Source organism: Methylobacterium frigidaeris (genome assembly GCF_022179185.1).
GTDB classification, from domain to species: domain Bacteria; phylum Pseudomonadota; class Alphaproteobacteria; order Rhizobiales; family Beijerinckiaceae; genus Methylobacterium; species Methylobacterium frigidaeris.
This window is the reverse complement of sequence record NZ_BPQJ01000008.1, coordinates 131966-152436: the sequence shown is the minus strand read 5'-3', so window position 1 is coordinate 152436 and position 20471 is coordinate 131966. Positions and strand designations below refer to the sequence as shown.

Sequence of the window (20471 nt, the reverse complement as noted above, 5' to 3'; positions counted from 1 at the left end):
CCCTGCCTCCGCGCCGTCATTCTTTCATGGAGATCAACCGCCGCCGGCGAAACCCGCGGCCGGCCCGACGGCGGCGGTTGCCGCCCCGCCCTCGGCGTCGTACCCCAGGGGGCATGAGCCAGACCGCCCGCTTCCAGAGCTTCGAGGATCCCAGCCACCGGGAGGGCGCGGCGCGGATCGCCGCGCTCCGGGCCGCGATGGCGCAGAGAGGCTTGTCCGGCTTCGTCGTGCCGCGGGCCGACGAGCACCAGTCGGAATACGTGCCCCCCAACGCCGAGCGGCTGGCCTGGCTCACCGGCTTCACCGGGTCGGCCGGCACGGCGGTCGTGCTCGCGGACAAGGCCGCCCTGGTGGTGGACGGGCGCTACACCCTCCAGGCCGCCGAGCAGGTCGATACCGCAATCGTCACCCCGGTGCCGCTGGCCGAGACCAGCGTCGAGGCCTGGATCGAGGCCAACCTGCCGGCGGGCGGAGTGCTGGCCTACGATCCCTGGCTGCACACCCCGGACGGGCTCGCCCGGCTGGAGCGCGCCGCCAAGACCGCGGGCGGACGCGTCGAGGCCACCCCCCTCAACCTCGTCGATCTGGTCTGGATCGACCGTCCGAGCGCCCCGCGGGCGCCGGTGGTGCCGCATCCGGAGAACCTGGCCGGCGAGGCGGCGGCGGTGAAGCTCGGGCGGGTGCGCGAGGCGCTGGCGAAGGCGCGGCTCGACGCGCTGGTCGTGTCGGACCCGCACAACCTCGCCTGGGTGTTCAACCTGCGCGGCAGCGACGTGGCCCACACCCCCCTCCCCCTCGGCTACGCGGTGATCCCGCGGGAGGGCGCGCCGCGCCTCTTCCTCGACCCCGAGAAGGTGACGGAGGAGGCTGCGGGTGTCCTCGACGGCCTCGCCGAGCGGGACGAGCCGGGGGCGCTGCCGGCGGCCCTCGACGGCCTGGGCGCCGCCAAGGCCCGGGTGCGGGTCGATGCCGCCACCGGCGCCGTGGCGCTCGGCCGGCGGATCACGACGGCCGGCGGCACGATCGATGTCGGGCCCGACCCGATCACCGCCATGAAGGCGGTGAAGAACGCGGCCGAGATCGCCGGCTCCCGCGCCGCGCATGTCCGCGACGGCGCCGCGGTGACCCGCTTCCTCGCCTGGCTCGCCCGGGAGGCCCCGGGCGGCGCCGTGTCGGAGATCGACGCGGTGGTGCGGCTCGAGGCGTTCCGCGCCGAGGCCAACTCCTTGCGGGAGATCGCCTTCCCGACCATCTCGGGGTCCGGGCCGAACGGCGCCATCGTGCATTACCGCGTCACCCGCGGCACCGACCGGCGGGTGCAGCCGGGCGAGCTGTTCCTGATCGATTCCGGTGCGCAATACGGCGACGGCACCACCGACATCACCCGCACGGTGGCGGTCGGCACGCCGAGCCCGGAGATGCGCGACCGCTTCACCCGGGTGCTGAAGGGCCACATCGCCATCGCCACCGCGGTCTTCCCCCGCGGCACCACGGGCGCGCAGATCGATGCCTTCGCCCGCCGCCCGCTCTGGGAGGCCGGCCTCGACTTCGATCACGGCACCGGCCACGGCGTCGGCGCCTTCCTGTCGGTGCACGAGGGGCCGCAGCGCATCGCCAAGACCGGCACGGTGGCGCTGCAACCCGGCATGATCGTCTCGAACGAGCCGGGCTACTACAAAACCCGTGCCTACGGCATCCGGATCGAGAACCTGGTCCTGGTCGAGGAGCGGGACGTGACGGGCGCCGAGCGCCCGATGCTCGGCTTCGAGACCCTGACCCTCGCGCCGATCGACCTCGCGCTGGTGAAGCCGGAGCTGCTCACCCAGGAGGAGACCGCCTGGCTCGACGCCTACCACGCCCGGGTGCGCGCGGCGCTGTCGGATCTGGTCGATCCGCAGACCCGCCAGTGGCTCATCGCGGCGACGCAGCCGGTCGCTTCCTTTACTTGAGATCGACTGACTTGCACCGGCAGTATTCAAACTCTCCGCGTCATTCCGGGACCGCGAAAGCGGAACCCGGAATCCGCAAGCTTCAGAATAGAGCGGGACGCAAGTGCCTCGTTCGACATCACCTCAGCATCCGGCTGCCGGGCTCCGCTGCACGGCCCCGGAACGGCCTAGAGCGCGTCGGCCCCACGAGGGCCGATCCGACAAATCGTGGACCAGATTTTAACTGTTTAATAGCAGATCAGTTAGTTCTATATATTTCGATCTAGATCGCAAGATTTGAATACCTGTACGGAACCGTGCGCATTCTTATCGATTGCGGAGCATCGCCGCTGTATTGTCCGGTTGCCGATCGCGGCAGGGGAAAACCGGATATGAAGACGACGATGCTCGCGGCCCTGGCCGCCGGAGTGATGATGCTCGCCGCCGCGCCGGCGCGGGCCGAGGCGATGGATTGTACCGCGGTGAGCGAGCGCCAGATCGAGGACCTGTTCGAACGCTGGAACAAGTCGCTGGCAACGCTCGATCCGGCGAAGGTCACGGCGAACTACGCGCCCGACGCCGTGCTGCTGCCGACGGTGTCCAACACGCCGCGCACCGACCGGGCGATGATCCAGGACTACTTCGTGCACTTCCTGGCGAAGCACCCGCAGGGCATCATCAACACGCACACGATCCGGGTCGGCTGCAACCTGGCGACCGATGTCGGCACCTACACCTTCCTGCTCGACGGGAAGAACCCGGGCGAGCAGGTGGTCGTGCCGGCGCGCTACAGCTTCGTCTACGTGCTGAAGGACGGCGAGTGGCTGATCGCGCACCACCATTCCTCGGCGATGCCGGAGCCGGTCGTCACCGTCACCGCCGCCGCCAAGGAGCATTGAGCAGGGAAAGCGAGAATGGCGGCGATGCGACGCCGCCTCAATTCGCGTCGCAAGGGTCGGCATCCTCGAGATGCGCGCGCAGCGTGATCTCGCGGGTGTCGATGCCGATCCCGGGCCGGGCCTCGCTGGTCGGCGGGCGGGTCAGCATCGTGCCCCAGAACAGCCCGGTGGCGAGGGCGAGGGCGCAGAGAGCGGTCAAAACACGCATGTCGGCCTCCTGCGGCCCATTCCGGAGGGCCGGGCTGGTCTTCGGCGGTCTTCGAGCGAATCTGCGGCACCGGCCGGCCCGCTCACGATGTCGCGGGCCGACGAGGGCCGCGCCTCTCCGACGTTCGCTCCGTTTGCGCGCGATGGGATGCTTGGTCCGGCGCGCCGAAGACCCGTGATCGTCTCACCACCGAAGCAGAGGCCCGGCGGAGCACGTTCAAGACTGCTTCTCTATTCCCGACTGGCGTAGAGATCGAAGCGGGTGCCGTCATCCCTCATTCTGATGAGAGGGTGGCGTCACGCATGCGGCATCGACGCGATGTCCGGCCTCCCGTTCGGGTCGCGATGCCCGAACTCGCGCTCGTCCGTCGATCCGGCCCGAAGGCGGCGCGAGGGCGTACCCATGCGACGCTCGCGACGGGGTGATCGGCCGTTGCCCGGGCCTGACACGACGACGCCCGGCGCGGTAGGCTGCGACAGCCGAGAACAGAGCCGGGAGGATGCCGATGGGCGACGATCTCAAGGGCGCGGCGGACGCGGTCCTGCGGCGCGGGGTGGATCAAGCCCCTCGCCTGACCGGCGTGACGGGACAGAGGCCGGGCTTGCCCGGCGTGGTGGCCATGGCGACCGACCGGGAGCGGACGCTCTATGCCGGCGCCGCCGGGCAGCGGGGCGAGGATGCGCCGATGACCACCGACACGGTGATGGCGATCTTCTCCACCACCAAGGCGGTCACCGCCACTGCCGTGCTGCAGCTCGCCGAGGAGGGAAGGCTCGACCTCGACGCGCCGGCCTCCGCCTACGTGCCGGCCCTCGACGAGATCCAGGTGCTCGAGGGCTTCGCCGAGGACGGCTCCCTGCGCCTGCGCCCGCCGGCGCGCCCGATCACCACCCGGATGCTGCTGCTGCACACGGCCGGCTTCGGATACGACATCTTCAACGCGTCTTACGCCCGGCTCCTGCGCGAGAGCAAACGGCCGAGCGTGACCACCGGCACCCGCGCCTCGCTGATGACGCCGCTGCTGTTCGATCCCGGCGAATCCTGGGAGTACGGCAGCAACATCGACTGGGCCGGGCAGGTGGTCGAGGCGGTGACGGGGCAGCGCCTCGGCGCCGTGATGCGGGAGCGGATCTTCTCCCCCCTCGGCATGGACTCGACCGGCTTCACGCTGACGCCCGCCATGCGCGGCCGCCTCGCCCGGATGCACCAGCGAGCCGAGGACGGCAGCCTCACGGTCGTCGCCGGCTTCGAGCTGCCGCAGGAGCCGGAGGTCGAGATGGGTGGTCACGGGCTCTACTCGACCGCCGAGGACTACCTGCGCTTCGTCCGGATGTGGCTCAACGACGGCGCTGGTCCGCACGGGCCGGTGCTGCGGCCGGAGACCGTCGCCATGGCGGCGACGAACGGCCTCGGGCCGACGCTCAAGATCCGCGCCCTGCCGGGGGTGAAGCGTCACCTCTCGCACGACGCCGAGTTCTTCCCCGGGATGCCGAAATCCTGGGGCCTGAGCTTCATGATCAACGACGAGGCGGCGCCGACCGGGCGCTCGGCGGGCTCGCTCGCCTGGGCCGGGCTCGCCAACCTCTACTTCTGGATCGACCGGAATGCGGGGGTCGGGGGCTTCTGGGGCACGCAACTCTTCCCCTTCGCCGATCCGGCCTCGGTCGCGAACTACCTCGATTTCGAGAGCGCAGTCTACGCGAGCGTCAGGCCCCGATAAACACCCCCGCAATGGCCGCGCTGGTCAGGTTCGACAGCGTGCCCGCCAGGATCGCCCGCAGCCCGTAGGAGGCCACCTCCGCCCGGCGCTCGGGCACCAGGCTGCCGAAGCTTGCGAGCTGGATCGCGATCGACGACAGGTTGGCGAAGCCGCACAGGGCAAAGCACAGGATCGCGGTGCTGCGGGGCCCGAGCTCGCCGCTCTTCAGCACCGGCGAGAGATTGGCGTAGGCCAGGAACTCGTTGAAGGCGAGCTTCTGGCCGATGGCGCCGCCGACGAGCGTCGCCTGGTCCCACGGCACGCCGAGAAGCCAGGCGAGCGGCGCCAGCGCCCACCCGAGCAGTCCCTCGATCGAGGCGCCGGGCATTCCGACGAGGCCGCCTGCATAGGCGACGATGCCATTGACGAGGGCGATCAGCCCGACGAACGCGATCAGCATCGCGCCGACCGCCACCGCCACCGCGAGGCCCTTCTGGGTGCCGTCGGCGGCGGCCTCGATCACGTTGACGGCCTGGGTCTCGCCGAAGGTGACCCGCATGGTCTTGACCCGGCTCGGCTCGGTCGAGGGCACCAGGATCTTGGCGTAGAGGAGCCCGCCGGGGATCGCCATGAACGAGGCGGCGATCAGGTAGGGCATCGGCACGCCGAGCGCCGCGTAGCCGGCGAGGATCGAGCCGGCGGTGGAGGCCGCCCCGCTCGTCATCACGGCGAACAGCTCGGCCCCGGTGAGGAGCGCCAGGAACGGCCGCAACGCCACGGCGATCTCGCTCTGCCCGATGAAGATGGTGATGACCGCCGCGAAGGTCTCGATCCGCGAGGTGCCGAGCACCCGCTGGAGCGCGGCGCCGAGCCCCCGGGCGAGCGCCTGCATCACGCCGAAATGATACAGCACCGCGATCAGTGCGGAGACGTAGATGATCGGCGGCAGCACGCGGAGCGCCAGCACGAAGCCGCCGCTGCCGAACAACTCGAACATCTTCGGCTCGACGAGGCCGCCGAACAGGAAGGCCACGCCCTTGTCGCCGTAGGACAGGACCGCCTGGACCGCGCCGGCGAGGCCCCCGAGCACGGCATGGCCCGCGGGCCAGAACAGCACCAGGGCGCCGATGCCGACCTGGACGCCGAGGGCCGACACGACCAGCCGCGGCCGGATCGCGCGGCGGTTGGTGGAGAACAGGATCGCGATCGCGATCAAGAGCGCGATGCTGGCGGCGGCGTGGATCAGGCGGTCCGGCATTCAGGCTTCCTCACCGGCAGGTTCTCACTCTCGGGCCGGATCCAGCTGGGCAGGTCCCAGCAAGGCTGATGCCGCGTCGTTCAGTGCCCGTTCAAACGCGACGGTTCGAGATGGGGGACGCCCCCGACCCCCACCGTCACGGGAGGGCCAAGCCATGCCGCCGCTCCGATACCTGCTTCTCGCCCTCGCGGCCCTGGCGGGCTTCGTCGCCACCGCCCTCCCGGCGGCCGCGGCCGAGCGGCGGATCGCCCTCGTCGTCGGCAACGGCGCCTACGCGGCAGGCGCGATCCCGACCGCCGCCAACGATGCCGGCCTCGTCGCCCAGACCTTGCAGGCGGCGGGGTTCGACGTCGTCGGCGCCCGCGACCTCGACGAGGAATCCCTGCGGCGCAGCTTGCGCGACTTCACCGACAAGGCCGCGGCGGCGGGACCGGACGCGGTGGCGTTCCTGTACCTCTCCGGCTACGGCCTGCAGCTCGAGAACGAGGCCTATTTCGCGCCGGTCGACGCCCGGATCGAGACCGCCTCCGACGTGCCGCTCCAGGCCCTGCGGGTCTCGGATTACGTCAAGCGCCTCGCCGCCCTGCCGCTCAAGGCCCGCTTCGTGGTGCTCGACGCCGCCCGGACGGCGCCGTTCCGCCTGCGCGGCGATCCCCTGGCCGGCGGCCTGCCGCTCGTCGAGGCCGAGCCCGGCAGCCTGATCGCGACCAACGCCGCCCCCGGCACCGTCGGCCCGGTGGAAACCGGCCCCTACGGCGCCTACGCGCTGGCGCTCGTCGAGATGATCCGCGAAGGCGGGCTCACGCCCGCCGCCCTGTTCGAGCGGGTGCGCCTGCGGGTGGCCGAGGCGACCCGCGGGGCTGAAGTGCCGTGGAGCGCCTCGCGCATCGAGGCGCCGTTCGTGTTCCTGGAGCGGGAGGCCGGGGCCCCGGCGCTGGCCGGGTTCGAGCCGCCGGCAAAGCCGCTCGGCGAGATCGGCGCGCGCGAGGCCTACGCCGCCTGCCTCGGCCGCGACACCCTGGCGGGTTACGAGGAGTTCGTCGCCGCCTATCCGCGCGACCCACTGGCCAAGCGCGTGCGGGCGATCATCGCGGCCCGGCGCGAGGCCCTGACCTGGCGGCGCAGCGCGCTCGCCAACACGCCGGAGGCCTACTGGTCCTATCTCGGCCGCTATCCGCGCGGGCCCCATGCCTGGGACGCGCGCCGACGCCTCTCGGCACTCGCCGCCGCCGTCGCGCCACCGCCGGATTACCGCGCACTCGCCTACGACGTGCCGCCGCCACCACCCGATGAGGTGCTCTACGTCGAGCGGCCGGCGCTCTTCCTCGACGATCCGGCCTACGCCCTGCCGCCGCCGCCCGTCGCCTTCCTGCCGCCGCGGCCGGCCGTGCTGGTCGAGCTGGCCCCGCCCCCGCCGCCGGTCGAGGCCTACATCCTGCCGGTCCCGACCTACGTCCCGGTTCCCACTTACGTCGTGGCGCCCCCGGCCGTGGTGCCGCCGCCGAACCCGGTGCTGTTCCAGAACCTGCACGTCCAGACCACCACGGTCGTGCTCGAGCATGGTCCCGAGCCGGCGCCGCCCGGAGCGCCCGGCCTCGGGCCGGTGGCCGGCGCGGTCGCAGGGGCGGCGCTCGGCGCGGCGGCGGCCAGGGTCGCCCTGCCGCCGGCCCTCGCCCGGAAGGCGACGCTGCGGCCGGACCCGCAGGGCGCGCCGGGCCAGATCCCGCGTGCCAACGGGCCGGTGGGCGGACCGCCTCCCGGCGCGACCGCCCTGCGGCCGAGCCTGCCCGGCCAGATCACGCCGCAGGCCCCGGCCGGGCCTCACCCGAATCCTGCGCAGCCGCTGCCCGGTGCGGGCGGCATCCCGCGGCCGGCCGTCGCCGGACGGCCCGCCGGACCGCAGCCGGGTGGGCGGCCCGTCGGGCTTGGCCAGATTCCAGGCCCAATTCAGAGTCATGACCCGCCGCCCGCCGCGCAACCCGCGGGGCAATCCCCGGCCGCGGGTCGTCCGGGACAACCCGCCCTCGCTGCCCGCCCCCCACAGGGACCGGCCGCTGCTGCGCCGCCGCAGGGGCTGCAGCCCCAGGGCGTGCGGCCACCGATCGTGCCCTCGCGCCCGGTCCAGCCGCCGCGTCTGGTCGCCCCCGCGCAAGCCCCGCGACCGGTCATGCAACCTCCGGCGGCGCAGCCGCCCCGCTTGGCCGCCCCTGCCCGAGCGCCGCGGCCGGAAGACGGGATGCAGCGGATGCGGATGGAGCAGGCGGCGCGCCAGCAGGCGATCCAGCGTCAGCAGGCGGTGCAGGCACAAGGACGTCAGCGCTCCGAAGCCCAGCAGATGATGCAGCGCCAGCAGCAGGAGATGCAGGACGCGATGCGGCGCCAGCAGGCCCAGGCCCTGCGCCAGCCGCAGATGATGGCGCCGCGGCCCCAGCCGATGCAGCCGCACCCGTCGCAAGCCGCGCCGCGCCCGACCCCCCACGCCCCGCCGCCGGGGCGCGGCTGCGGACACCCGGGTGGGCCGCCCTGCCGGTAGTATCGTCGCCGTCGACCTCTCGCCGCTCGCCGCTCGTCGCTCGTGAAATCCACCGTGTCATTGACTGTTGGGAGTGTTCGGAACGCCCAAGCCAAGAGAAAGGGGCGCGGTGCCTCCCCCAGATCGGAGGAGGCACCGCGCCCCCTTTCGTCATCGAAGGCCCTGAACCCTCAGTCGATGTCCTCGACGGCCTCGGCCCCGCCATAGACACGGTGGGCCAGCGAGGCCTCGATCAAGTCGTCGATGTCGCCATCGAGGACGTCGTCGGGGCTGGTCGACTGGGCGCCGGTGCGCAGGTCCTTCACCAGCTGGTAGGGCTGGAGCACGTAGGAGCGGATCTGATGGCCCCAGCCGATATCGGTCTTCGAGGCCGCCTCGGCATTGGCCTTCTCCTCGCGCTTCTTCAGCTCGAGCTCGTAGAGGCGGGCGCGCAGCATGTTCCAGGCGGTGGCGCGGTTCTTGTGCTGCGAGCGCTCCTGCTGGCACGCCACCACGATCCCGGTCGGGTTGTGGGTGATGCGCACCGCCGAATCGGTGGTGTTGACGTGCTGGCCGCCGGCGCCGGACGAGCGGTAGGTGTCGATCCGGCAATCCGATTCCTTGATCTCGATCGTGATCCGGTCGTCGATCACCGGATAGACCCAGACGCTGGCGAAGCTGGTATGCCGCCGGGCATTGGAATCGTAGGGGGAGATCCGCACCAGGCGGTGCACGCCCGATTCGGTCTTCAGCCAGCCATAGGCGTTGTGGCCCTTGATCAGCAGCGTGGCGCCCTTGATCCCGGCCTCTTCGCCGTCCGACCACTCGACGATGTCGACCTTGTACTTCCGGCGCTCGGCCCAGCGGGAATACATGCGCTGGAGCATGTTGGCCCAGTCCTGGCTCTCGGTGCCGCCGGCGCCGGCATGGACCTCGAGATAGGTGTCGTTGCCGTCGGCCTCGCCCGAGAGCAGGGTCTCGATCTGGCGGCGCGCGGCTTCCGCCTGCACGGCGCGGATCTGCTCCTCGCCCTCGCGGATGCTGGCGGCATCATCCTCCATCTCGCCGAGCTCGATCAGCGTCGCGCCGTCCTCCAGCCCCTGCTCGAGGCGCCGGATCGCCGTGACGGCGTCGTCGAGCTGCGTGCGCTCGCGCATGACCTTCTGGGCCTCCTCCGGATCGTTCCAGAGCGAGGGGTCCTCCGAGCGGGCGTTCAGCTCCGCGAGGCGCTTGTCAACGGTATCCCAGTCAAAGATGCCTCCTCAGCAGTCCGATCGACTGCTTGGCGGCATCCGAGAGTTGCTCGATCTCGGCGCGCATCTGGTGTGGGTTCACTCGCGTGAGGGTGGGGCCAGGGTGATAGCGCCGGGGGCGGCGGGTGTAAACGGCGCTTGCCCAGTGGGCAATGCCCTACCGCCGCCCGAGGCCGAACAGGCGCTTGGTCCATCCCAGGCCGCCGGCCCGGGCCGCGCGCGCGGCCGGGCCCAAGGCGTCGTTCGCCGCGCGCTTCAACCCGATCTCCGGCGTCACCGCGACGTGGGCCGGCGCGACCACGTCCTGGTCCGGGGCGAGCCGGAAGGCGAGGCCGTCGCCGTCGGCCGCAGCCCGCGCGAAACCGGCGCGCGCGAACACCTCGCGGCAGGGCCCGTTCGCCGGCGTCTCGACCAGGAGGCCGGTGATGGCGGAAGCAGGCCTGCGCTCGCGGATCCGGGCGCAGAGATAGGCGAGCGCCGCCTTCTCGACCTCCATGCCGAGCACCCGGCAGCTCATCACGAACTGCACGACGTCCGCGCCCTTGGCGTAGAGGATGCCGACGAGGCCGTATTCCGAGAACCGGTCCTTGACCCGGAAGGCGTGGATCTCGCCGCCCTCGCCCAGGAAGGCCAGGATCTCGGGATGGGTCCAGCGCTTGCCTGTCGTGTTGAACTGGTTGGTCTTGTTGGTGAGTTCGAGGATGCGGGGGAATTCCGGCTGCTCGGGCCCGGTGACGCGGGTGAACTCCACCGCGCAGCCGAGTCCGGCCAGGAACTCCTCGCGGCTGAGCTTCGCCCGGGTCTCCTCGCGGGCGGCCTGGTTGCGGATCGAGGTCTCGCGCAAGGTGGCTTCGGCCGAGAGCCGGGGCAGCTGGAGCTCAGGCGCCCAGAGCAGGATGCGCCGGGTCAGGTAGGGGTTCGAGCCGATGGTGCGGATCTCCGGCAGGGCGTGGCGCACCGCCTCCCGCTCGACCGGGTTGTCGTCGACGAACAGTACGCTCTTCGGCGTCAGGTTGAAGGCGCGGCAGATCTCGGCGACGTTCTCGGCCTTCGGCTGCCAGTTGATCTTCGCCAGCGCGAAGTCTGACAGCTTCAGGAACGGCGGATCGACGACGTTGTCCCAATGCGCCTCGACGATGTGGTGGTCGTTCTTGGAGCAGACCGCGACCAGGATGCCGCGGGCGCGCAGGTGCTGGATCGCCTCCCAGATCCCGTTCTGCCAGCCGCCGCGCGGCCAGGGGAAGCGGTCGGGGTGGAAATCCTCGGCGATGAGGCCGCGCCACAGAGTGTTGTCGAGGTCGAAGATCACCGCCTTGACCTGGTCCATCTGCCGGACCGTGCGGTAGGTCGCCACCGCCTGCTCGTAGACCGCGAGCAGGAATTCGCGCTGGCGCGACTCGTAGAAGGTGTTGAGGAGCGGCACCGGCTCGATCCGGGCCGCGGGCATCAGGTCGACCCCGTCCTGCTGGACGTTGGAGCCGTGGGTGTAGAAGCCGGTGATGTCGTCGAGGAAGTAGCGCTTGCCAAGGCTGGAGGCGACCGCATCGACGTCGCACAGGAAGACGTTCTTATAGGGCTTGATGGCCTGCGCGATGTAGTGGTTCAGGCGCCGGATCAGGAAGGCGATATCGCCGTCGGCGAGTCGCCGGTCGAGGCCGGCGACGATGTCGAGCTGCGGCACGATGAAGGTCGACACGAAGGTCAGCAGCCCGTGCGCCCGGTTATAGGCGAGCCCGGCCTCCAGCATCGCGTCGATCATCATGCAGCCGTCGCGATAGGTCTGATCGAGGAAGGCCGGATCGAAGATGCGCCCGCCGGTGATGATCCGGTCGGTCAGCACGGTGCGCAGCGGGATCTGCAGGTACTGGAAATCGTAGGAACCGACCGGGTGGGGCGGGGTCGCGGGCAGGTCGCTGGCGCTGTTGAACAGCACGTAGTCGAAGGCGACCTCGGGGATCGCCTGCACGTAGGTGCGGTGATAGAGTTCGGTCAGGCACGAGCCGACGAGCAGGACCCGGGTGAGGCCGGTCGGCGTGACCTGCAGGTCGCGGGGGAACAGGAACTCGCCCGCAGGCAGCCCGGCCTGGCCGCCGAAGCCCAGATGCCCGTCGGGCGTGCACTCGTAGAGCAGCGCCTCCCGGCTCGGATCCTCGACCCCGCGCAGCGAGACATGCAGGCTGCCGTCCCGGACGTAGAGGTGATCGGCGCGCCACGAATCCTGCCCCTTGGTCGAGGACAGACGAAACTCCTCGCCCTCGATCGACCAGCGGTCGCCACCGAGCGGGCTGTCGCCGGCGATCGCCCCGTCAGGCGCGAAGTGGACATTCGCCGAGAGCGGATGCCCCTCGGCGGTGGCGAAGGCCCAGCGCGTCGCCACGAGCTTCTGGGGCGGGAGGCTCTTGCCAAGATGCAGCATCACGTGGGTCGTCCGTCTCGCGGCGGGGCTCCCCGTGCCGATCGCCGCACGATGGCCCTCACGCCGGCATGCGTTTCCAAATGGCGAGGCGGCGCACCCGTCAGTAGAGTCCGCCGGCCTGCGCTGCCCGGTCCGCATCGGCCGGAACCGCCGCCGGGGCGGCCGGCTGGGCGCTCGGCGGGGCCGAGTAGCTGTCGGGCGGGGCGGTGCCGGGCTTGAACGCTTCGAGCAGCCCGCCCTCCGAGCCGCCGGCGCGCGTGCCGGTAGCGGCGTTGACGCGGATCAGCTTGATGCCCGGGGGCACGCGGAACGGCGTCGGCGGCTTGTCCTTGAGCGCGGCCTTGAGGAAGTCGCGGGCGATCGGGGCGGCGAGGCCGCCGCCGGTGGCGCGGTCGCCGAGGGAGCGCGGCTTGTCGTAGCCGATATAGATGCCCACCGCGAGATCCGGCGAGAAGCCGACGAACCAGGCGTCCTTGGCGTCGTTGGTGGTGCCGGTCTTGCCGGCGAGCGGCTTGCCGATCTCCTTCAGGATGGTGGCGGTGCCGCGCTGGACCACGCCCTCCATGATCGAGACGATCTGGTAGGCGGTGAGCGGGTCGAGGACCTGCTCGGAATCGTCCACCAGCTTCGGCTCGTCCTGGCCCGACCACTTCTCGGCGTCGCAGCCGATGCACTTGCGATTGTCGTGGCGGTAGATGGTCTCGCCGTTGCGGTCCTGGATCCGGTCGATCAGGGTCGGGCGGATGCGCCGGCCGCCATTGTCGAGCATCGAGTAGGCGGTGACCATCCGCATCACGGTGGTCTCGCCGGCCCCGAGCGACATCGGCAGCACGGGCAACATGTCGTCGTAGACGCCGAAGCGGCGGGCATACTCGGCGATCAGCGGCATGCCGACATCCTTGGCGAGCCGCACCGTCATCAGGTTCTTCGAGTGCTCGATGCCGTAGCGCAGGGTGTGCGGACCGCCGGACTTGCCGTCGTAGTTCGAGGGCGACCACGCCTCCTGGCCCGGGCCGGCCTCAATGGTGATCGGGGTGTCCAGCACGATCGAGGACGGGGTGTAGCCGTTGTCGAGCGCCGCCGAGTAGACGATCGGCTTGAACGACGAGCCGGGCTGGCGCATCGCCTGGGTGGCGCGGTTGAACTCGCTCTCGTCGTAGGAGAAGCCGCCGACCATCGCGTGGACGCGGCCGGTATAGGGATCCATGGCGACGATGGCCCCGGAGACCTCCGGGATCTGCCGCAGGCGGTAGGCGTTGCCGTTGCCTTCCATCCGCTCGACATAGACCACGTCGCCGGCGTTCAGCGCCGCCGCGACGCCGCGGCCGGTCCAGCGCACGCCCTCCGCCGTGATGATCCCGGTCTCGCGGTCCTTCGAGACCTGGCCCGAGCTCTCGCGCTTCGGCTGCAGGCCGATCGTGGCCCGGCCGCCGGAGGTGTCGAGCACCACCGCGAGCCGCCAGGGCTGCACGTCGCCGAGCGCCGGCACCTCGGCCACCGCCATGCCCCAGTCGCGGCCGGCGAGATCGACCCGGCTCTTCGGCCCGCGCCAGCCGCGGGCCTGGTCGTAGCGCACCAGACCGTCGACGAGGGCGCGGCGGGCCATCGCCTGCATCTTCGGATCGAGGGTGGTGCGCACCGACAGGCCGCCCTCGTAGAGCTTCTTCTCGCCGTAGCGCTCGGAGATCTCGCGCCGGACCTCCTCGGCGAAGTAGTTCGCGTTGGCAGTGTTGGGCGAGACGTTGCGCGGGTTGACGCCGAGCGGCAGCTTGCGCTCCGATTCGGCCTCCTCCTTCGTGATGTACCCGTTCTGGGCCATCAGGCCGATGATCTCGTTGCGACGCGCCAGCGCCTGCTGGGTGCGGCGATACGGGTGATAATTGTTCGGGCCCTTCGGCAGGGCGGCGAGATAGGCCGCCTCGTGGATCGTCAGCTCGTGCACCGACTTGCCGAAATAGTCGAGCGCGGCGGCCGCGATGCCGTGCAGGTTGCGGCCCGGCACGATCGTGCCGAGGAAGATCTCGTTGAGGTAGAGCTCGAGGATCTTGTCCTTCGAGTAGGTCGATTCGATGCGCAGCGCGATCAGCGCCTCGCGGACCTTGCGGTCGAGGGTCTGCTCGGAGGAGAGCAGGAAGTTCTTGGCGACCTGCTGGGTGATCGTCGAGGCGCCCTGCTTCTTGCCGCTCGAGGCGTTGGTGACGATCGCCCGGACGATGCCCTCGGGGTCGATGCCGCCATGCTTGTAGAAGTTCTTGTCCTCGGCCGACAGGAAGGCCGCGATGACGATCTTCGGCATCGCCTGGATCGGCAGGTAGAGCCGGCGTTCGCGGGCGTACTCGGCGAGCAGGCTGCCGTCGGCGGCGTGGACGCGGGTCATCACCGGCGGCTCGTAATTGGCGAGCGCGGCGTGGTCGGGCAGGTCGCGCGAGTACTTCCAGTAGAAGTAGCCGCCCGCTGCCGCACCGACGACGAAGAGCATCGCCGCGATGCTGAACAGGAAGCCGAAGAAGCGGAGGATGAAGCGCATCGAAACCCGATCCGTCGATGATGCCGCGCGGCCCGAGTGGGCCCGAAACTCAAGCCCGAGGCAACGCCCAGGCACGGCTCCTCACGGGAACGCGACAGCCATGGCGACGCGGGACGCCGCCCCGCGCTTAGCGGAAGAGGCACGCGAAAGCCAGGACAGCGAGGGGCCGACGGGGCCCTATCGACACGGGATCTATGGTGAAACTGGGGCGGGTCCGATCTGGGCGGGAGCGATCTGGGCGGCCTTGCCGATCCGGGGCGCCTCCGCCCCGCGGGCGGTGACGGCGGGCGGCAGGCGGGCGGCGAAGAACGCCTCGATCGCCCCGGCCATCTGGCCGGTGACGTTGGTCCGCCACTCGTCGGAGAGCAGAAGGTCGAGGTCGCGCTTGCTCGACAGGTAGCCGAGCTCGACCAGGACCGAGGGCACGTCGGGCGAGCGCAGCACCCGGAACCCCGCCTCGCGGTGGGGCTTCACGCTCATCTCCATCACCCCGGAGAGACGCGTCAGCAGGCCCTTGGCGAACCGGGCCGAGAAGCCGCGGGTCTCGCGCAGGGTGAGTTCCTGGAGGATGTCGGCGACGTCCCCCGGGCCGTCGCCCTGGTCGGCGCCGGCCGTGGCGTCGGCCTTGTTCTCGCGGTCGGCGAGCCGGGCCGATTCGGCGTCTGTCGCCTTCTCCGAGCCGGTATAGATGGTGGCGCCCCGCACCTGCGGGGCGGCCGAGATCGAATCGGCGTGGATCGACACGAACAGGTCGGCGCGGGCGTCGCGAGCGATGCGGACCCGCTCGGCGAGCGGCACGAACACGTCGCGGTCGCGGGTCATCTGCACCCGGATCCGGCCGCCGGCCTCCAGGCGCTGCACCAGCCCCTGGGCGACCCCGAACACGATGTCCTTCTCGTAGACGCCGTTGCCCGCGATCGCACCGGGATCGATGCCGCCATGGCCGGCATCGACGATGACGAGGGGACGGGAGTCGATCCCCTCGCCGGTGGGCGGGTTCGCCGCCCGGGCGGGCTCGGGCGGCTGGGCGGCGCGGCGGAAGGCCTCGCGGTCGCTGCGGGACAGGTCGATGGTGAGGAGCGTCGCCCCGTCCCGCGGGCGCGTCGACGTCGCGACCCGCGCGACTGTCGCGGCCTGCGCGAGGTCGATGACGATGCGCGAGCGCCCGGGCGCGAACAGGCCGTAGCGGTAGGAGGCGACGAGGCCGTCGCGCTTGCGCCCGGCCTCGGGAGGCAGCTGGAAGTTGACTTCGGGCAGGTCGACGATCGCCCGGTCCGGCCGCTCCATCACGAAGGCCCGCGCCTCGACCGGCCGCGACAGCACCACGGTCAGGCGGGTGCCGCCCTCCGGGATGGCCCCGGTCTCGGCGGCGATCGCCACGGCGGGCCGCTCGGCGGCAGGACGCTCCACGGCGGCGCGGTCCGGCACCGACGGGGTGGCGCCGACGGCGGCCGGCGCGAGAAGGCCCGCGGCCAGCAGGCTGGCGCGGACGAGAAGGCGGATCGGACGTGCGCGTGTCGGCATGGTCTCGCGGCGACCTCAGGCGGCATCCCGGTTACGCGATAACCGCGCCATGGTTAACGCATCGCGAAGGTCTTCGGATCGCCAGCGTGAAGCTGTGGCCGCCAGGGTACAGGGGGCATGGCGGGCCCGCCGGCCTCAACCCCCGTGATCCCGGTGATGAAGCTTGCAAATTCCGCCGGACACTCTGTAATGATGATGACCCCTGCCCGTTGCCGCCGGCTTTTCGCCGCGGACCACGGGCTCGCCCGGGCGCTCCCGCAGCGGCTTCGGCGCTGGCCGGCCGCCGGCGGATCGTCCGACGATCTCGCGAGCCGGGCAGGTGTCGCTGATCCGCGACGGCGTTCGTGAACGTCGTCGCCCGTTTTTACCGGCGGCCGGACCCTCGCGTCCCGGCGCCTCGATTCGAAAGGTCGGTGGGAGTATGCGTGGACGCACAGCCTCGGATTTCGAAGCTGCCGTCCCCGGCGCACGCGTCCGGCGTCGCGCCCGTCCGCGTCCCCTGCCCCCGGCCATCGTCAACCCCTCGCGCGCGTGGATGCGCGCAGCGGCGATTGACGGCACACCCCGCACGACATCATCCGCCGCGCCCGACCGGGCACGGCACGGGAGAGCCCTCCCGGCGCAGGTCTTCGCGCCCGGGGCGGCACCGGACTACGGAGGCTCGTCCTCCCGCGCACGGCCAGGATCCCCGAGGTTTCCATCCTCGGGGTCCGTTCCCGGATGCCCCCGTCCAGCGGCGCTGCCGTTGATCGCCATGCCGAAAGTTCGTCATGGCCAACAAGATGCTCATCGATGCCGCCCACCCGGAAGAGACCCGGGTGGTGACGGTCAAGGGTTCGAAGGTCGAGGAATTCGACTTCGAGTCCGCTAGCCGCCGCCAGCTGCGGGGCAACATCTATCTCGCCAAGGTCACGCGGGTCGAGCCGTCGCTGCAGGCCGCCTTCGTCGAGTACGGGGGCAACCGCCACGGCTTCCTCGCCTTCAGCGAGATCCATCCCGACTACTACCAGATCCCGATCGCCGACCGGATGGCGCTCCTTGAGGAGGAGGCGCGGGCCGAGCGCGAGCACGAGGAGCGCCCCGAGCGCCAGGAGCGCGGCGAGCAGCCCCGCCGCCGGCGCCGCCGCGGCCGCCGGGCCGAGGCCTCGTCGCGCTCGACCGACGCCGTGGTGAGCGCCCCCGCCGAGGACGGGCAGGTGACCGACGCGCCGGCCTCCCAGGCGCAGGAAACCGGCACCGAGGAGACCGGAACCGAGGCGACCGACTGGCAGGACGCGCACCCCCGGGAGACGCTCGAGCAGGAGACGTTTGCGCAGGAGGCCCCGCGGCCGGAGGGCTTCGAGCCCGAAGGCGCCGAGCGCCCGGCACAGGAGACCGCCTCGGCCGGCGAAGCCCAGCCGGCCGAGGCGCAAGGTTCCGTAGAGGCTCCGCCCGAGGCCCAGGCCGGCGACGCCGTCGCACAGGACGGCCTGCTTCAGAAGACCCCGGCCCCGGAAGCGCCCGCCGCCGAGCACTACGCGGTCGAGGCGCCCGCCGCCGAGGCCGCCCCGATACCGGGCGAGGCCGGTGTCGAGATCCCGGCAGCGATCGCCGCCGCCGTGTCGGCAGAGCCCGCCCGCGTCGAGGCGACCACCGACGAGGCGCCGGCCGAGACCTCCGAGGCGAACGCGCCCGTCGCGGCCGCGGCCGAGGAGATCACCCTGCCCCAGCCCGTCGCCGCCTCGCAGCCGGTCGACGCGGCCGAGGTCGAAGCCGACGAGGATGCGGACGAGGACGACGAGGACGAGGACGACGACTCGGAGGATGAAACCGACGACGAGGACGATGACGAGGACGGGGAAGACGACGAGGACGACGAGGACCACGAGGAAGTGGTCGTCGAGCAGGTCGGCGGCCGCGGCGACGCGCTGGCCGAGATCCCCGAGCGGCCCCGCACCCCGCGCCGGCACTACAAGATCCAGGAGGTGATCAAGCGCCGGCAGGTCATCCTGGTCCAGGTCGTCAAGGAGGAGCGCGGCACCAAGGGCGCGGCGCTCACCACCTACCTGTCGCTGGCCGGCCGCTACTCGGTGCTGATGCCGAACACCGGCCGGGGTGGCGGCATCTCGCGCAAGATCACCAGCGCGGCCGACCGCAAGCGCCTGAAGGAGATCGCGACCGACCTCGAGGTGCCCGAGGGGATGGGCGTCATCCTGCGCACGGCCGGCGCCTCGCGCACCAAGCCGGAGATCAAGCGCGACTTCGAGTACCTGATGCGGCTGTGGGAGAGCGTGCGCGAGCTGACGCTGTCCTCCGCCGCGCCGGCGCTGGTCTACGAGGAGGGCTCGCTGATCAAGCGCGCCATCCGCGACCTCTACAACAAGGACATCGACGAGGTTCTGGTCGCGGGCGAGGACGCCTACCGCGAGGCCAAGGACTTCATGCGGATGCTGATGCCGACGCAGTCGAAGGTGGTGAAGCCCTACCGCGACCCGGTCCCGGTCTTCGCCCGCTTCGGCATCGAGCAGCAGCTCGACGCGATGTTCTCCAACCACGTCTCCCTGCGCTCGGGCGGCTACCTCGTCATCAACCCGACCGAGGCCCTCGTCTCGATCGACGTGAATTCGGGGCGGGCTACCCGCGAGCACGACATCGAGGACACCGCGTTCAAGACGAACCTGGAGGCCGCCGAGGAGGTGGCGCGCCAGCTGCGCCTGCGCGACCTCGCCGGCCTCATCGTCATCGACTTCATCGACATGGAGGAGAAGCGGAACAACCGCGCCGTCGAGAAGAAGCTGAACGAGTGCCTGAAGAACGACCGCGCCCGCATCCAGGTCGGCCGGATCTCGCCCTTCGGCCTGCTCGAGATGTCGCGTCAGCGCATCCGCACCGGCGTGCTCGAATCCTCCTCGGTGCCCTGCCCGCATTGCGGCGGCTCGGGGTTCGTGCGGGCGACCGCCTCGGTGGCCCTGCTGATCCTGCGGGCAATCGAGGAAGCGCTGATCAAGTCGAACAGCCACAACCTGGTGCTGCGCACCCGGACCGAAGTGGCGCTCTACATTCTCAACCAGAAGCGCGCCCACCTGCACGAGCTCGAGGCGCGGTTCGGCGTCACGATCATCATCGCGGCCGACGAGCGGCTCTCCGCGACCTCGGCCTTCCACCTCGAGCGCGGCGATCTCGCCCAGCGGATCGAGCCGCGCCCCGTCACCAGCATCCGGGCCGAGGCGGTGCTGCCGCCGCCGCTGGAGGAAGAGGACGAGGACGAGGAGATCGTCGAGGAAGCCGAGACCGAGGGCGAGGCCGATTCGGAGGCCGAGGCCGAGGGTGATGCCGATGCGGAGACCGCCGAGGGTGCGTCGGGCGAGGACGAGAGCGGGGGCAAGCGCCGCCGCCGCCGCCGCCGCCGGCGGGGCCGGGGCGAGCGCGGCGCCGACGAGGCCGAGGGCGGCGAGACGGACGAGGGCGCCGGCGAGGCGGTCCGGGCCTCGGGCGAGCCGGGCTCCGAGGTGGTGTCGATCCCGATCACCGAGGACGGCGCGGCGGCCGAGCGCGAGAGTCGCGAGGAGGCCCTGAGCCGGCGCCGCCGGCGCGGACGCCGCGGCGGCCGCGGGCGCGACCGCTTCGAAGAGACCGTCGGCACGATCGGCGACGAGGTCGTGGCCGGAGCCGAGCCGGGCGAGACCGGGGGTAGCCTGGTGCAGGACGCCCTCGCCGAGGAGATCGTCGCCCTCGACGAGATCGCCGGCCCGGCGCCCGAGGCGGTCGGCAGCCCGGTGGCGGCGCCGGACCTTCCGGCCCCGGATCTCCCGGCAGTGGAGCGCGAGGCCCTGACCGCCGAGGCGATCGAGGCCCCGGCCCCCGTCGGGGAGGCCGAACACGCCCGGGCCGCGGACACCGCGCCGGCGCCCGAGCCCGTCGCCGAGGCGGCGGTCGAGGCCCCTGCCCCCGCGCCGGAGCCGGAGCCGGTGGCGGTCGTGCTCACCCCCCCCGATCCGGACCGTCCGAAGCGGGCCGGCTGGTGGTCCCGAACCAAGGCGGCGATCGAGGGCGAGTGACCGGTTCCGGGACGGGCGTGCAGCCCGTCCCGCACACGGCATGACGCGTCACGGCGGGCCGCGCTCCGGAAGGGGCGCGGCCCGCCTTGTTTCAGTCCATGGTTGCCTGTCTGCGCGCGCGATGCCGGGCTGGGACGGTCGCGGCCAATAGGGAAGCATTGTGCAACATTGAGACGCGCCTTACCGTTAGATCGCATTGTTAACCCAAGG

At 71.5% G+C, this 20471-nt stretch carries 11 protein-coding genes; 5 read left to right on the top strand and 6 right to left on the bottom strand.

Annotated elements, in window-relative coordinates; all coding sequences use genetic code 11:
* The first annotated feature begins 113 nt into the window (after positions 1-113).
* Positions 114-1949, top strand: coding sequence for an aminopeptidase P family protein (locus MFF64_RS11120; protein WP_099898679.1), 1836 nt, complete (start codon positions 114-116; stop codon positions 1947-1949).
* Positions 1950-2320: 371 nt separating this feature from the next.
* A complete protein-coding gene (locus tag MFF64_RS11115) occupies positions 2321-2827 on the top strand; it encodes an SgcJ/EcaC family oxidoreductase (protein WP_099898677.1) in 507 nt (168 codons plus the stop codon).
* A 37-nt stretch (positions 2828-2864) separates the two neighbouring features.
* Here the strand turns inward: MFF64_RS11115 and MFF64_RS11110 are convergent, their stop codons facing one another.
* Positions 2865-3035 carry a hypothetical protein gene (locus MFF64_RS11110; protein ID WP_165795485.1) on the bottom strand — a complete coding sequence of 57 codons (171 nt, stop codon included), beginning with the start codon at positions 3033-3035 and terminating at the stop codon, positions 2865-2867.
* Between the two features lie 505 nt (positions 3036-3540).
* Here MFF64_RS11110 and acmB point away from each other — a divergent pair.
* On the top strand, positions 3541-4755 hold the full coding sequence (gene acmB, locus MFF64_RS11105) for a methyl acetate hydrolase AcmB (RefSeq protein ID WP_099898675.1): 1215 nt from the start codon (positions 3541-3543) through the stop codon (positions 4753-4755).
* Here the strand turns inward: acmB and MFF64_RS11100 are convergent.
* Entirely contained in the window at positions 4742-5992 is a 1251-nt protein-coding gene (locus MFF64_RS11100) for a NupC/NupG family nucleoside CNT transporter (RefSeq protein WP_099898673.1), read from the bottom strand. The two genes, acmB and MFF64_RS11100, sit on opposite strands and share 14 nt — an antisense overlap.
* A gap of 154 nt (positions 5993-6146) precedes the next feature.
* Between MFF64_RS11100 and MFF64_RS11095 the strand changes: the two genes are divergently transcribed.
* A complete protein-coding gene (locus MFF64_RS11095; RefSeq protein WP_238190778.1) occupies positions 6147-8525 on the top strand; it encodes a caspase family protein in 2379 nt (792 codons plus the stop codon).
* Positions 8526-8695: 170 nt separating this feature from the next.
* On the opposite strand, the gene prfB is transcribed toward MFF64_RS11095, so the two are convergent.
* The 4 genes from prfB to MFF64_RS11075 form a co-directional block, all read right to left on the bottom strand.
* Positions 8696-9824, bottom strand: a protein-coding gene (prfB, locus tag MFF64_RS11090; protein ID WP_238190777.1) for a peptide chain release factor 2 whose coding sequence is annotated in 2 segments (ribosomal slippage) — positions 8696-9754 and positions 9756-9824 — 1128 coding nt in all. Because the reading frame shifts where the segments join, the coding sequence is not laid out codon by codon here.
* A gap of 90 nt (positions 9825-9914) precedes the next feature.
* Positions 9915-12173 (bottom strand): HAD-IIIC family phosphatase, encoded by a 2259-nt coding sequence (locus tag MFF64_RS11085; protein WP_238190811.1) that lies wholly within the window; start codon positions 12171-12173, stop codon positions 9915-9917.
* Between the two features lie 100 nt (positions 12174-12273).
* Positions 12274-14700: a penicillin-binding protein 1A gene (locus MFF64_RS11080; protein WP_099903830.1), complete on the bottom strand. Its 2427-nt coding sequence runs from the start codon at positions 14698-14700 to the stop codon at positions 12274-12276.
* Between the two features lie 192 nt (positions 14701-14892).
* Positions 14893-16224, bottom strand: coding sequence for an N-acetylmuramoyl-L-alanine amidase (locus tag MFF64_RS11075; RefSeq protein WP_238190776.1), 1332 nt, complete (start codon positions 16222-16224; stop codon positions 14893-14895).
* A gap of 770 nt (positions 16225-16994) precedes the next feature.
* Between MFF64_RS11075 and MFF64_RS11070 the strand changes: the two genes are divergently transcribed.
* A complete protein-coding gene (locus MFF64_RS11070) occupies positions 16995-20261 on the top strand; it encodes an Rne/Rng family ribonuclease (protein WP_238190775.1) in 3267 nt (1088 codons plus the stop codon).
* The last annotated feature ends 210 nt before the right edge of the window (positions 20262-20471 follow it).